This is a genomic window from Sinomicrobium weinanense (assembly GCF_018863395.1).
Taxonomy (GTDB): domain Bacteria; phylum Bacteroidota; class Bacteroidia; order Flavobacteriales; family Flavobacteriaceae; genus Sinomicrobium; species Sinomicrobium weinanense.
Genome location: NZ_JAHKRR010000004.1, coordinates 266,078 through 279,814 on the forward strand (window position 1 = coordinate 266,078; position 13,737 = coordinate 279,814).

Sequence of the window (13,737 nt, forward strand, 5' to 3'; positions counted from 1 at the left end):
GGTTTCAGGAAAACAGTCCGTTTATCCGGGCATATTGCAGGAGCATGATGGTCTTGGCATCCTTTATCCGGCCGTCGGCGATCATGTTCATGGCCTCCTCGAAAGGTATTTCGAGGACCTCGATCTCTTCGTGCTCGCTGGCTACTCCGCCGCCCTCGCTCACTTTCATCTCCGGGGTGTATTCGCCGGTAAAGAAATGAATGATCTCCGTAACAGAGCCGGGAGACATATAGGATTCGAATATCTTGCGGACTTCGGTGATCCTGTATCCTGTTTCTTCTTCCGCTTCCCGTTTGATGCACTCTTCCGGGCTGTCTTCGTCCAGCAGCCCTGCACAAGCCTCGATCATCATTCCGGTGTCGTTACCGTTGAGGTAGGTTGGCATCCGGAATTGCCTGGTGAGTACAACGGTTTTGTTCTGCTGGTTATAGAGCAGTATGGTGGCGCCATTGCCACGGTCGTATGCTTCCCGTTGCTGGACCTGCCATTTTCCGTTTTTCTCCCGGTATTCGAAAGTGGCTTTCTTTAAAATGTACCAGTTATCCGACAGGATATCGATCTTCAGGTTCCTTATTTTGGAGTTACTCATAATTCTTCCCTTAATTTACAAAAAATAATCCCTCATTCCCAAAAAAAGGGAAGAGGGATGGATCATATATGTCATAAAATTATAATTGAAGCACGGAGTGGTTCAAGGTTTAAAGTTGTAGGTTGCAGGTTGTAAGTTTTAATCCAACCTGTGACCTGTAACCTGTAACATCGAACACCGATCACGATTTAGCCCCATCTTTCTGCATATAGCGTGTTTGTCCGGGAAAATAAACAAAGCCCTGTCTAAAGTGTTCTCAAAAACTCAGCAATGGCCCGGGCCTCTTCTTCCGTGAGATTCTGGTTGAGCATCAGGGTGCCGTTGTATTCTTCTACAAGGGCTTTTGCAATGGGGTCTTCTTTTTGCATGACGTCGGGATTGAGCATCATGTTCATCACCCACTCCGGGCTCCTGCGTTCGTAAATCCCTTGCAGGTCAGGGCCTATGAATTTCTGGTCTACTTTATGGCAGGCCGTGCATTTGGTTTTAAATGCTTCTTCTCCCTGGGACACCATGTTCTGGTCGATATCCCCGAATTCTACTTCCTCAATAGGGCCTATTCCCTTATTATCAAGGTCAACCGGGACCTTGGAGGCTTCTGCACCTGCATTGTCGGCTTTCTTTTCGGTCTTTGTTCTTTCGTAGCTGAATTTTTCCTTTTTCTCTTTTTTCTCTCCGCAACTTACCAATACCATGGCAGTGCCCAGTGCCATTGTTAGCAATATTTTTTTCATCTGTTAAGCGTTTGCAGCCGGGGGATAAGTCGTAAAACATACTTTTAACTCGGATAATGAGATATATCCGGACCGGCTTTTTCGTTATTAATGGTTTTAAGCCACTAATATAAGTAATAAAACAGATTCTTCCGGGTGTTTTAGTATATTTTAAATCTCTTTTTGTGATATTTGGAAGCGTTGTTTAGTTTTGGAGTTCGGGAGTCTGGGAGTTTATGAGGATGTTCTTACCTCTCTGATAACCGGCTTGAAACTCCTTAACTCCAAAACTCCAAAAACTAAAAAAAATCTTACCTTTACAACTATTATGCGTGCATAAGATTTAAAAGAGAGCGATGATGTATTTCAAAGAATTTGATATACGGTGGAGCGATATTGATGCCAACCGTCACCTGGCCAATTCGGCCTATATCAATTTTATGAGTCATACCCGTATGTCATTCCTTATAGCGAACGGGCTTACTCAAAAAGAACTGGCAAAACACCGTGTAGGGCCGGTAGTGTTTTATGAGCATGTGTATTATTTCAGGGAGGTCTTTCCCGGAAAACCGGTTAAAGTGTCCCTGGAGTTGGCCGGCACGAGCGAGGACGGCAGGTTTTTTGAATTTCACCACAATTTTTATGACCACAAAGGGAGGAATTTTGCCCACTGCGAAATGATGGGGGCCTGGATAGATATGAATACGAGGAAACTCACCGGGCTTCCCCCCGATTTTCTACATATCCTCGACCACCTGCCTAAGACCGAAGGCTTTAAGGTGCTCACCAGCGAAGACACCCGTAAATTCGGTAAAAAGCCGAAAGATCTGGAAGGATAATGGAGTTATCGGGATGCTTATTGCCCTGCTAGTCCGGGATCCCGGATCGGGCTGAAATATAATGTTCCCTGCTGCAAAATGCCAGATAAGCGTCCTTTTCCGGCAGGGAGATCTGTTTTTGGTATACAAATCCCGCGCGCTTGTTGAGCCGGTGTATTTTTTTGTTCCTGACATCGGGTTCCACGACAACTCTCTGTATCCTTTCTTCACTGAACAGGAAATCGAGTATGGTGGTGAATATATGCCGGGTAAATGAAGGGATCCGGCGTTCGGGCGGAGCTACGAGAACATGCATGCCCATATCGGAATCCTGTACTTCAAAATGTTCTTTTAAAGAGGTGAGCCCGGGGTAGTAACGTTCGAGCAAAAAGCTCTTTTTCCCGTTAAAATATCCGGTGAAAACATCGGTATGCCTGCTGTTTATCAATTCGTCATAAGCCTTTTTTACATCATCAACACTTGTGTTGAGCATTTGCCAGTATTTTGCACGTTCATGGTTGACCCAGCGGTGGAGGTCGTGGCAATCCTGTTCCAGGTTAAACGGGGACAGGGAAAAATCTCCGAGGCCCGGGACGGATCTTGTGAATATGCCGGGGCCTGATAGCGAATTTTCAATATGTTTCATCTGTTTTTTTTATTTGTTTTTCATAGGTCAGATGTAATGCCCAAAGAACATATCGGCTGGTTTGCACAAATTGTTAATGGGCATTTCATAGCAGTTTATAGTTTTATAGATTTCCATTTTTCTGTTCTGAATACGGCAATGCAACACAATGCCAGAATGACTTCCGAACTTACAATAGCAATAAAGATGCCTTTGGGGCCTCCGTTCAAAAGGATGGCCAGTATGTAGGCTGCCGGAAGTTGAACGATGTAGAAGGTCAGTATATAAAGCAGGGTAACGGTATTGATCTGCCCTGCGGCATTCAGGGAGCGGGAGATCACCATGGTATATCCGAAAAAGAGGTAGGCGATGGCCATATAGCGGAGATACAGCACGGTGTTTTTTGCGACAGACGGATCATCGGTAAACAGGGAAGCCACCGAGTCTGTGAACAATAAAAGCGCAAGGGCAATGGCACTGAGAAATGCCATATTGAATATCCCGGTGATCCAGACAGACCGTGCTGCCCTTTCCGGCTGGCCTGCCCCGAGGTTTTGCCCCGTCAGTACGCCTGCCGCATTGGCGATGCCCCAGGCGGGCAGGGCAGTGAACAGGATAATACGGTTGGCGATGACATAACCCGCCAGGGCGCTTTCTCCGAGTAATGAAACCACAGCGATCATAAGAAACCTGCTCGATGCAGGTACCAGATATTGGGCTGTTCCTGCGGCTCCCAGGCGCCATAGTTTTTTCATGACCGCTATAACGGGTTTCCACTGTTGTTTGTCAAAAGACAATACACTTTGATCTCTTCGAAGGTAAATGTATTGGTATAGAACGGCAGCAAGGTTGGCAAACCCGGTGGCCCAGGCCGCTCCCGGAAGGCCGAGGGCAGGGAAGGGGTCGGGACCGAAAATAAGAACGGCGCACAACACTGCATTGATGGCATTGCAAAGCAACAGGGAACGCATGGCCATTGCAGCCTGGCCCGCACCCCGGAATATGGCATTCATCAATACCCGCAGGACCATGAACAGCACGCTTCCGAACATAATGGTCGTATAGCTGCTCCCTTCCAGGACCATGTTTTCCGATGCTCCGGCGAATTTCAGTATGTTTTTGTGAAAAACCATTCCCGTGCCACTGAATAAAAGGGCGACGACTACTCCCGAATAAATGGCCTGCACCGCAGCAGATGTTGCTTCACGGCCTTTCTTTTCCCCGACACGCCTGGAAATTATGGCCGTGGCGGCGATACCTAGGCCCACGGCAACCGAATGAAAAAGAATAATTACCGAATTGGTAATTCCCGATATGGTAACGGCACTTTCGCCCAGGCTGCTTATAAAAAGGAGGTCCACCATTACGAACAGGGATTCCAGTGCCAGTTCCATCATGGAAGGAAAAGACAGCAGAAAAGTGGCCCGGGCCACGTTGCCGGAAGTGAAATCCTTTTCCGTCCCCCGGACCGCTGTTTTGAATAGACCGAATAAGGATTGGATCTTAGCGGGCATTTCTCTGTTGTTTACGACATGAACAGTTTCTCTGCAAAAACATCTGTGTGTTCCGTACCAAACTGTTGAAAGGCGGTCCGTTTTTCCACCGGGTATATTTCCCTGGCCGAAATACTGTTGATGATCCTTGAGTTCCGGTATGCGCCCATCCCCAGGTCCGGTGTTACAAAACCGTGGGTGTGCAGTTCTGCATTCTGAACGTATATTTCATTGTGATCCCTGTCTATCGTATAGTTCCTGCCTACATCGTATTTTCCTTCCTTATTCCACAGGATACGATCGGAAACAGGTTCCAGGAACTCCGGGATCCTGTAAGTATAGCCTGTGGCCAGTATAAGCCCCTCCGTGTTGAAGGTATATTCCTTTTCCTGTTCTGTCTGGTAGAGTTCCATCGTAAAGCGGTTTTCCGTATAGGCGGCGTTCCGGCATTCGGAATTGGTCAGCAGGGAAGTGCGTACCGGAGCGGATAATCGTTTGGTATATAGCAGGTCGTATATATCGTTGATAAGATCGGTATTAATGCCTTTGTACAGTTGCTTTTGTTCGGAAAGCAGCCTCTGTTTCTTTTCGTAAGGAAGCGCATAGAAATAATCCACATAGTCCGGCGAGGTCATTTCCAGGGTAAGTTTGCTGTATTCCAGGGGAAAAAAGCGTGGGGACCGGGTTATCCAGTGTAGTTCGTACCCGTAGTGGTCAATGTCCAGGAGCAGGTCGTAATAGATTTCGGCGGCACTTTGACCGCTGCCCAGTATGGTGATGGATTTTTTGCGTTGTAATGCCTGTTTGTGATCCAGGTAGGCCGCGGAATGAATGGCTTTGTCCCGGATACCTTCACAACCCTTAGGAACAAAAGGAACCGTGCCTGTTCCGAGGACCAGCTTTTTGGCGTAACGGGCCTTTGCCTCACCTGTCGAGGTACATTGCGATACTACTTCATAGCATTTTTCGGTGTTGTTATAAAGCACTTCCCGGACCTCATTTCCGAATCGTATGGCGGGCAATCGTTCTGCCACCCATTGACAATACATATTGTATTCATTGCGAAGCAGGAAAAAGTTTTCCCGGATATAGAAAGAATAGATCTTTTTGTGGTGTTTGGCGTAATTCAGGAAACTGAATTCACTAGTGGGATCTGCCAGGGTCACCAGGTCGGCGAGAAAGGGTACCTGCAGCCTGGAATCAGAAAGCAACATGCCCGGATGCCAGTTAAAACCTTCCGCCCGGTCCAGGAACAGGGCAGAGACGTCTTTTACGGGATGCATCAATGCAGCCAGTCCGAGGTTAAACGGACCTGTACCGATGCCTATAATATCATATTTATCCTTGTTTTTCATAACATATTTATTTCGAGGGTTATCGGGTTTTAGCGTAACGGATGGGATGTGTTGAAAGAAAGTCCTGCTGGAAATTCCCCTTTAGCCATGCCGAATGTCTTTGTTGGGATTAGTTTGTATACACCTGTCCTGGTCCCGGATAATCCTGGATGGAAGTGCCTGCGGATACGGGAATCTTTTTCTCCTCTTTATAAGAATTGCCATGGCCTTTGAGGATGTCCAGTATGCTACGGATATCTTCTTCGGTGGTGATGGGGTTCAGCAGGGTGAACTTCAGGTAGAATTTCCCGTCGACCCGGGTACCTGCCACCAGGGCTTTCCCGTCGCTAAAAGTTTTTTTTCGGATGTATTCGTTCAATTTACAGAGGTCTGAGGTCGTTCGTTGATCGGGGATATAACGGAAAAGCAATACGCTGATGTCCGAACGGGTGAGCAATTCCAGTTCCGGGTCGTGTTCAATGATCCGGGCGGCCTGCCGGGTGGTATGGATGATGGTATCGATATAATCCCCGAGTTTTTCCTTTCCGAGCAGGCGCAGGGTAAACCATAGCTTAAGGGCATCGAACCGGCGTGTGGTCTGGGAAACCGATTTGTTTACCTGTGCCGGGAACTCTTCGTAATCCTGGTCCTCCGGGTTGAGGTAATCGGCATGGTGCTTAATGATCTGAAGGGTTCTTTTGTCCCGTACTACCACTGCGCTGCTGCTTATGGGCTGAAAAAAGGATTTGTGATAGTCTATGGTAACGGAGTCCGCCAGCTCTATACCGTTGAGCATGTGCCTGTGAAGGGACGTCAACAGTAAACAACTGCCATAGGCGGCATCTACGTGAAACCAGAGCCCGTATTGCCGGGCTATACTGCCTATTTCATCCAGCGGGTCCACATTTCCAAAATCAGTGGTCCCGGCCGTGGCGACGATCGCTATGGGAATATTACCGGCCTGTATTTCCCTTTGCAGGGCATTTTGCAGTGCCTCGGGATCCATACGGAAACGGTGGTCTGTTCCTACCTCTACAATAGCTTGTTCTCCCAAACCGAGAAGCGAAGCGTTTTTCAGGTTGCTGAAGTGGGCTTTTTCCGAGGCAAAAACGCGAAAGCGCGCTGCCTGTGGTGGATTCCCGGATCGTTTGACCGAGTGTCCGAGCCTTTTCCTAGCATAGTGGTCACGGGCCAGTAAAAGTCCCGTAAGGTTGCTTTGTGTACCCCCGGAGGTGAATACCCCGTCGGCATCGGTACCGAACCCTAACTGTTCGGCGGTCCAACTTATTAATCGTTGTTCCATAAGTGTGCCACCTGCACTCTGGTCCCAGGTGTCTAGTGAAGAATTGATGGCGCTTATCAGTACTTCCGCAGCAAGGGCCGGGATTACCACCGGGCAGTTGAGATGGGCAATGTAATGGGGGAGATGAAAGGCAACGGCGTGGTCGGTATAGAGCCGTTGTACCTCTTTCATCAGCTCTTCGTAGTTGTCCAGAGGGATGTCCATGTCGATCTCTGAAAACGGAGTATGAAGGTCTGCCGGCCTGACTCCGCTGAAAGGCTGCTGCTTTTGCCGGAGAAAGTTGAGCACTACCTGTTTGGCACGATCAATGGCTTCGTCGTAGGACAGGGAAGCCCCTCCGTGGAAAATATCTTTAAACGTATCGGAGGAAAGCCCGGTTGTAAGTACGCCGGACATGGAAACTTCAGAGCAGGATTTTTTTTCCATCATAGCTTTGATATTGGTTAAATGGTACAGATTCAGGGTGTTCGGTACGGGCCATTTCCGGATAACCGGGAATATGATCGTCATTGACTGTATTTTCGGCAGACAGTGATTTGGGGCTTCCGTACGTGCAAACAAAAATCTAAATTATTATTGCTATTTAGTCTAAATAATATTAGTTTTGTCGATGCAAATGTATATATTTAGACTAAATAAAAATAAATTTTACTGAAAAAATTATAAAAATATGAGGAAAACCCTCCGCCCCGAAGAAACTGTGAACCACCTCGGCATATGGCCCCGGGTCAACCGGTTTCACCTGAGAAAGATCATTTCCGAATTTGCCCATGAACGCCTTCTGGAACCCGAATTACTGGATTCGGACGATGACTGGGGGATATACCGGCTTAAAATTCCGGACAATGCTGCGGAATACCACTTCCGTGCCAGGATACTGAGCCTGGATCACTGGTATATTGCTCCCGATTCCATTACAAAAAGTGCAGAAGGTAGGGATGCTCCACTGGATTCTATCGAATTTATTATTGAATTCAAGGATGTGCTGGGCTTTGATGATAAGGTTCTGCCTGCCTACCTCGAAGAAGTGAGCAGTACGCTTTATGGCGCCTGCTATGTGCATTCCCTAGGGGGACCTACGGCAAAAGAACTCACCAATGCCGGGTACCAGGAGGTTGAGCACGCTATGATAGCCGGCCATCCCTGTTTTGTGGCCAATAATGGCCGTATCGGTTTTGATACGGACGATTATCGCAAATACGCCCCCGAATCTGCTGCCCCTCTCTCGCTGATATGGCTCGCAGGGCATAGGGACAGGTTGGAATTTACCTCAGTACGGGGGCTCGATTACGATAGACTGATCCGGGAAGAGCTGGGAAAAGAGACCAGGGCCGAATTTAACGGGATATTGACCAAAGAAGGCCTTGATCCGGAACGTTATTTCTTTATTCCCGTACATCCCTGGCAGTGGTTCAACAAGCTGTCACATATTTTTGCCGCAGATATAGCCGCCGGGTATCTCGTTTGCCTGGGCTACGGGCCGGACAAATACCTTCCGCAGCAATCTATCCGGACATTCTTTAATGTCAGTCATCCGGAAAAACACTATGTCAAAACTGCTTTGTCTATCCTTAATATGGGTTTTATGAGAGGGCTGTCACCTTACTTTATGCGTACCACCCCGGCCATTAACGAATGGGTGGCCGGTATTGTGGAAAATGACGACTACCTGGAGGAAAAGGGATTCATCATTTTGAAGGAAGTGGCTACTGTCGGCTATACCAATACTTACTACGAAGATGCCCTGCAATCGGACAGTGCCTATAAAAAAATGCTCTCTGCTCTCTGGCGCGAAAGCCCGGCCCAAAAGGTGGCACCTGGTCAGCACCTGATGACCATGGCGTCCCTGCTGCATACGGATATGTACGGAACAGCCCTGTTGCCGGAACTCATAGATGCCTCCGGGCTGAGTATTTCAGACTGGCTGAAGCACTACCTTTCTGCCTATCTGATCCCGCTCCTTCACTGCTTTTATACGTATGATATCCGTTTTATGCCTCACGGGGAAAATATCATACTGGTGCTGGAAGATCATGTGCCCGTAAAGGTGATACTGAAAGACGTAGGTGAGGAGGTAGCCGCTGTAAACTGGAAGGACACCCTGCCTGAAGCGGTAAAACGAGTAGCAATACAGGTCCCTGAGGAACTGAAAGTACTTTCCATATTCACCCAGATATTCGATTGTTTTTTCCGTTTCCTGGGGCAAATCCTTGTAGAGCACTGTAATTATAAGGAAGAGGGGTTCTGGGAGCTCGTAGCCGGATGTGTCCGGGAGTACCAGCAAAGGTTTCCGGAACGGGAAGAAAAATATGACGCCTGCGACCTGTTTGCCCCTGAAATGGTAAAAACCTGCCTCAACCGTCTGCAGATCAGGGATAACCAGAAAATGATGGACAATGCAGACCCCTTTAAAAAACAGCAGTTTGCAGGGGCCATGAAAAATCCCCTGGCTGCCTTTAAGACAACTACCGTTTAATCTTTCAACAAGAACCTGCCATGATAACAGAAACTTTGTCCCCCCGGGAAGCTGTTTCCCACATCACACCGGTCATCTGGGCCAGGGTCAACCGCCTGCACTTATGCAAGGTCATTTCCGAGTTTGCCCACGAAAACATTATCATTCCGGAAAAACAATATGAAAACGAAGGTTGGGGGCATTATGTGCTCCATGCCTTTTCTTTTAACGTACAATACCGCTTCCGGGCCAAGATTGGATCTCTCAATCATTGGTATATAGACAGGGATTCTCTCGAAAAATATACAGAGGGAAAACCAGACAGGCTCGATTCCCTCCGTTTTGTTGTAGAGTTCAGGGAAGCGATGGGCATAGACGAACAATCCCTGCCCGTATATATGGAAGAGGTGAGCAGTACCCTTTGCGGAAGTGCGTATATGCATATGCAGAGCACCGTTCGCTCCGGAGATCTTATTCATGCCGGATACCAGGAGATAGAAAGGGCCATGACCGGACATCCCCGGTTTATCGCCAATAATGGCCGCATAGGTTTTGATACGGCCGACTACCGGGATTATGCCCCTGAAGCAGCCAGTGCCTTTTCACTCATTTGGGTGGCAGGGCACCGTGAAAGGACGGTATTTACCAGTATAGAACCCCTGACTTATCAACAACTCCTCCTGCAAGAACTGGGAGAAGAGTTACTGGGATTGTTCCGGGGACTGCTTACCAAAAAGGGCCTGGACCCGGACGAATACATTTTTATACAGGTACATCCCTGGCAGTGGTATAACAAACTGGCCATTGTTTTTGCTTCGGATATTGCCGCCGGCCGTCTTGTCTATCTCGGTCCCGGAAAGGACGAATACCTGCCACAGCAGTCTATCCGTACATTTTTTAATGTGAGCAACCCGGATAAATTCTATGTAAAAACAGCACTTTCCATACTGAATATGGGGTATGTCCGGGGCCTTTCCCCCGGTTTTATGCAAACCAACCCGCCCGTAAGCAAATGGGTAGAGGAACTGGTGGAAGGAGATAGCTATCTCCGGGAAACCGGGTTTTGCGTGTTACGGGAGATCGCCGGGGCAGGCTATACCAACATGAATTGTGAAAGATCGACCCGGGAAAACAGCCCTTACAAAAAAATGCTTTCCTGCCTGTGGAGGGAAAGCCCTCTGCCCAAAATGAAAAAAGGCCAGCGATTGATGACGATGGCAGCCTTATTACATACAGACACAGAAGGTGCAGCTTTTCTTCCCGAACTTATCCGGGCTTCCGGGCTGGACACTGACCCTTGGATAAGGCAATATCTGCACTGCTATATGAGCCCGTTGTTGCATTGCTTTTACCGATATGATCTCGTTTTTATGCCCCATGGGGAAAACCTTATCCTGGTGATGGAAGATCACGTTCCCGTACGGGCCATTATGAAAGACCTGGGAGAAGAAGTGTCCGTAATGAACAAGGGTGCAGGCCTGCCGGAAGAAATAAGGCGTATCGCCGTCGAAGTATCTGACGGGGAAAGGGTCCGGCCCATTTTTACACAGCTGTTCGATTCCATTTTCCGGTTTATTGCGGCCATACTCCATGAACATGCCGGATACCCGGAAGAACGGTTCTGGGAGCTGATAGCCGAATGTATCCACAATTACGGTCTGGCGCATCCGCAGCTGGAGGAAAAGATCCGGAAATACGATCTTTTTGTCCCGGAGATCAGTCCCGATGCATTGAATCGCCTGCAATTGCGGAACAACAGGCAGCTTCGTAACCGGGCCACCCCTTTTAATGTGAAATATATAGAGAATGTGGCCAACCCCGTAGCCCGCTTTGAGAAATAAATACCGTGAATACTTAACCGCTTGTGTTATGGACGAAAAAGTCCGAAGTCTGAAGCAATGCCCTGAGCACAGTCGAAGGGTCCGAAGTAGAATTAATTATAAATAACACTTCCGACTTCGCGCCTCGGACATCTGACCTCAAAACCAAACAAAAATCAATGTTAAAAACTATGAAATCATTTCTAACCTTACACGGTAGCACTTTAGTTAAATCCTGTTTATGTGTTTTGGCCCTGCATTTCTGTACGGCATGGGGATACGGATATCCCTTGCAGGATACCGGACAGATCAAGGGGACGGTATCCACTCCCGGCGGAGCGGTTATTCCTTTTGCCACGGTAGGGATTGTCGGGGGAAAACAGACACAGGCCGATGAAAACGGCAGATATGTACTGAGCGGAATTCGTCCGGGAACCCACAGGCTTCGTGCCAGCTATTTTAACAGTAATTCGGATCCGAAAGAAATTGTCCTGAAGGAAGGGGAAGTACTGGAAGTGAACCTGGTGCTGGAAGAATATACCCAAGCCCTGAACGAGGTTTTGCTGGTGGGTGACAAGTACAGGAAACTATCCAAAAAAGCCAGTGAATATGTAGCCCGGATGCCCCTGGAATATATGGAAAACCCGCAGGTATATAATGTGGTGGACAAAGAACTCATCCAGGAGCAGGTGGCCCTTACCCTGGAAGAAGCCTTTATCAATATCCCCGGAGCAGCCCCGGCCAAGACGGGAGCCGGTATGCCGGCGTTTTTCTCCCGTGGTTTTCTGGCCAATTATAACTTCAGGGACGGGATGGTGACCTCATTGGCCACAACAGTAGACCTGGCCATAGTAGACCGGGTAGAGACGATCAAGGGGCCGTCTTCAACCTTGTTCGGGGGAACGCTCACTTCCTTTGGGGGGATCGTCAACTACGTAACCAAGAAACCCTATGAAGAATTCGGAGGAGAGGTCTCCTTTCAGCTCGGTAGCTGGGACCTGGGCCGCCTTACTGCTGATATAAATACACCGCTCAATGAAGATAAATCAGTTTTGTTCCGGTTGAATACAGCGGTACAGAAAGAAAATTTTTTCCAGAACCAGGGGTATGCCAATACCTATGTCTTCGCCCCCAGCTTTATCTATAAACCGTCGGACAGGCTTACCTTTACCCTCGGGGCAGATTTTCAGCTGATCAAAGGGACTGCCTATGCGGGATGGAACGTTACAGGAGATCTGCAAACCAAAAACATCAAAAACCTGAAACTGGATTACGATCAGTCGCTGATCAATAATTCCCTGGCCAGCAATCGAAGTTCCGGTAATATCCTTTTACAAGCCGACTATAAAATATCGGAGAACTGGACTTCGCAGACCAAACTGGCCTGGAGTAATGGCGCCTATAACGATCTTTATAATTTTATCAACTCCTGGACATCAGACAATACGGTTTCCCGGGCCATTGGGGTATATGTTCCGGACAAGACCGGCCGTACGCAGTTACAACAAAACTTTATCGGCGATTTTAAACTGGGCAGGATGAAGAACAGATTGCTTCTCGGGCTGGACTATATGAACGATTACCGGGATATACGTTATAAGTGGATCCCTCTTGATGTAGTGGATATCAATTCCCCGATAAACGAAATAGGAAAGCAATCGGTAGATACCCTGATCTCTCAGCAGGCCATATCCTCCGTACGCATAGAGCAAAATACTTATAGTTTATATGTTTCCGATATGTTGGATATTACCGATCAGTTGATGGTCATGGCAAGCCTGCGTGCCGATAAATTCGTAAAGAAAAGTGCCTGGTCCGGCCCGGATGAGTTTGATCAGTTGGCATTTTCTCCCAAATTCGGGGTGGTTTTCCAGCCGGTTAAAGAGCAGGTATCTGTCTTTGTCAATTATATGAACGGTTTTAAAAACCTGGACAATGTTATATATCCCGATGGCACCAGCTCCGATTTTGAGCCACAACAGGCCAATCAGTGGGAGGGAGGAATAAAAGTAAAACTCTTCGGAGACAAACTGAGCGCTACGGCGAGCTACTATGATATCCGGGTCAGTGACGCCCTGTACACGGAGATGCGGGAAGTCGACGGAGCCAACGGTCCGCAGGCTTTCAGGGTACAAGGTGGAAAGCAGCAGAGCAAGGGGGTGGAAGCAGAAGTGATAGCCAATCCCTTTCCCGGGTTACACCTTGTTGCCGGGTACAGTTATAACGATAATGAATATACCGAAGGAGATGCCGCTATCCTCGGCAAGAGGACCACGGGTGCCCCGGAACAGGTGGGTAACCTATGGGCCAGTTACACTGTGCTTCAGGGAGCGCTGGAGGGTTTTGGCATCGGTGCGGGAGGGCAAATGGTCTCCGAGGTTTATGTAGACGGTGCCAATGAATACACCCTGCCTTCCTATACCAAACTGAATACCACCCTGTTCTATAACCGGTCCAAATATCGCATCAGCCTGAAACTGGACAACCTGCTGGACGAAGAATACTGGATCAGCGACGGGGTCTATTTCCGGCCGCAGAAACCCTTGAATTTTATTGCAGGGATCAGTTTTAAGTTTTAAATATTCCG

Annotated in this window: 10 protein-coding genes; 4 read left to right on the forward strand and 6 right to left on the reverse strand. The window is 48.2% G+C overall.

Annotated features, from left to right (window positions below):
• Positions 1 to 4 precede the first annotated feature (4 nt).
• Both nudK and KN811_RS13470 read right to left on the reverse strand, forming a co-directional pair.
• Positions 5 to 589 (reverse strand): GDP-mannose pyrophosphatase NudK, encoded by a 585-nt coding sequence (nudK, locus tag KN811_RS13465; protein ID WP_187963662.1) that lies wholly within the window; start codon positions 587 to 589, stop codon positions 5 to 7.
• Positions 590 to 834: 245 nt separating this feature from the next.
• Positions 835 to 1,323 (reverse strand): c-type cytochrome, encoded by a 489-nt coding sequence (locus KN811_RS13470; protein ID WP_187963663.1) that lies wholly within the window; start codon positions 1,321 to 1,323, stop codon positions 835 to 837.
• Positions 1,324 to 1,661: 338 nt separating this feature from the next.
• Here KN811_RS13470 and KN811_RS13475 point away from each other — a divergent pair, with 338 nt between their 5' ends.
• Positions 1,662 to 2,141: an acyl-CoA thioesterase gene (locus KN811_RS13475; RefSeq protein ID WP_187963708.1), complete on the forward strand. Its 480-nt coding sequence runs from the start codon at positions 1,662 to 1,664 to the stop codon at positions 2,139 to 2,141.
• Between the two features lie 28 nt (positions 2,142 to 2,169).
• Here the strand turns inward: KN811_RS13475 and KN811_RS13480 are convergent, their stop codons facing one another.
• The 4 genes from KN811_RS13480 to KN811_RS13495 form a co-directional block, all read right to left on the reverse strand.
• Complete coding sequence (locus KN811_RS13480; RefSeq protein ID WP_187963664.1) at positions 2,170 to 2,766, reverse strand: GNAT family N-acetyltransferase; 597 nt, start codon at positions 2,764 to 2,766, stop codon at positions 2,170 to 2,172.
• 95 nt (positions 2,767 to 2,861) lie between these two features.
• Positions 2,862 to 4,259, reverse strand: a complete 1,398-nt coding sequence (locus KN811_RS13485; protein ID WP_187963665.1) for an MATE family efflux transporter — start codon at positions 4,257 to 4,259, stop codon at positions 2,862 to 2,864.
• Between the two features lie 11 nt (positions 4,260 to 4,270).
• The gene (locus tag KN811_RS13490) at positions 4,271 to 5,593 is read right to left on the reverse strand and encodes a lysine N(6)-hydroxylase/L-ornithine N(5)-oxygenase family protein (RefSeq protein WP_187963666.1); all 1,323 of its coding nucleotides are present in this window, start codon (positions 5,591 to 5,593) and stop codon (positions 4,271 to 4,273) included.
• Between the two features lie 109 nt (positions 5,594 to 5,702).
• A complete protein-coding gene (locus tag KN811_RS13495) occupies positions 5,703 to 7,385 on the reverse strand; it encodes a pyridoxal phosphate-dependent decarboxylase family protein (RefSeq protein WP_247716499.1) in 1,683 nt (560 codons plus the stop codon).
• A gap of 160 nt (positions 7,386 to 7,545) precedes the next feature.
• Here KN811_RS13495 and KN811_RS13500 point away from each other — a divergent pair, with 160 nt between their 5' ends.
• From KN811_RS13500 to KN811_RS13510, 3 genes are all read left to right on the forward strand, one after another.
• Positions 7,546 to 9,351, forward strand: a complete 1,806-nt coding sequence (locus tag KN811_RS13500) for an IucA/IucC family protein (protein WP_187963667.1) — start codon at positions 7,546 to 7,548, stop codon at positions 9,349 to 9,351.
• A 20-nt stretch (positions 9,352 to 9,371) separates the two neighbouring features.
• Positions 9,372 to 11,171: an IucA/IucC family protein gene (locus KN811_RS13505; RefSeq protein WP_187963668.1), complete on the forward strand. Its 1,800-nt coding sequence runs from the start codon at positions 9,372 to 9,374 to the stop codon at positions 11,169 to 11,171.
• A gap of 170 nt (positions 11,172 to 11,341) precedes the next feature.
• The gene (locus tag KN811_RS13510; RefSeq protein ID WP_187963669.1) at positions 11,342 to 13,729 is read left to right on the forward strand and encodes a TonB-dependent receptor; all 2,388 of its coding nucleotides are present in this window, start codon (positions 11,342 to 11,344) and stop codon (positions 13,727 to 13,729) included.
• Positions 13,730 to 13,737 lie beyond the last annotated feature (8 nt).

Bases quoted from the DNA above. Each gene is read 5' to 3' on its own strand.
- KN811_RS13500 (WP_187963667.1), top strand. From the start codon at position 7,546: ATGAGGAAAACCCTCCGCCCCGAAGAAACTGTGAACCACCTCGGCATA.
- KN811_RS13495 (WP_247716499.1), bottom strand. From the start codon at position 7,385: ATGACGATCATATTCCCGGTTATCCGGAAATGGCCCGTACCGAACACC.
- KN811_RS13490 (WP_187963666.1), bottom strand. From the start codon at position 5,593: ATGAAAAACAAGGATAAATATGATATTATAGGCATCGGTACAGGTCCG.
- nudK (WP_187963662.1), bottom strand. From the start codon at position 589: ATGAGTAACTCCAAAATAAGGAACCTGAAGATCGATATCCTGTCGGAT.
- KN811_RS13475 (WP_187963708.1), top strand. From the start codon at position 1,662: ATGTATTTCAAAGAATTTGATATACGGTGGAGCGATATTGATGCCAAC.
- KN811_RS13470 (WP_187963663.1), bottom strand. From the start codon at position 1,323: ATGAAAAAAATATTGCTAACAATGGCACTGGGCACTGCCATGGTATTG.
- KN811_RS13510 (WP_187963669.1), top strand. From the start codon at position 11,342: ATGAAATCATTTCTAACCTTACACGGTAGCACTTTAGTTAAATCCTGT.
- KN811_RS13480 (WP_187963664.1), bottom strand. From the start codon at position 2,766: ATGAAACATATTGAAAATTCGCTATCAGGCCCCGGCATATTCACAAGA.
- KN811_RS13505 (WP_187963668.1), top strand. From the start codon at position 9,372: ATGATAACAGAAACTTTGTCCCCCCGGGAAGCTGTTTCCCACATCACA.
- KN811_RS13485 (WP_187963665.1), bottom strand. From the start codon at position 4,259: ATGCCCGCTAAGATCCAATCCTTATTCGGTCTATTCAAAACAGCGGTC.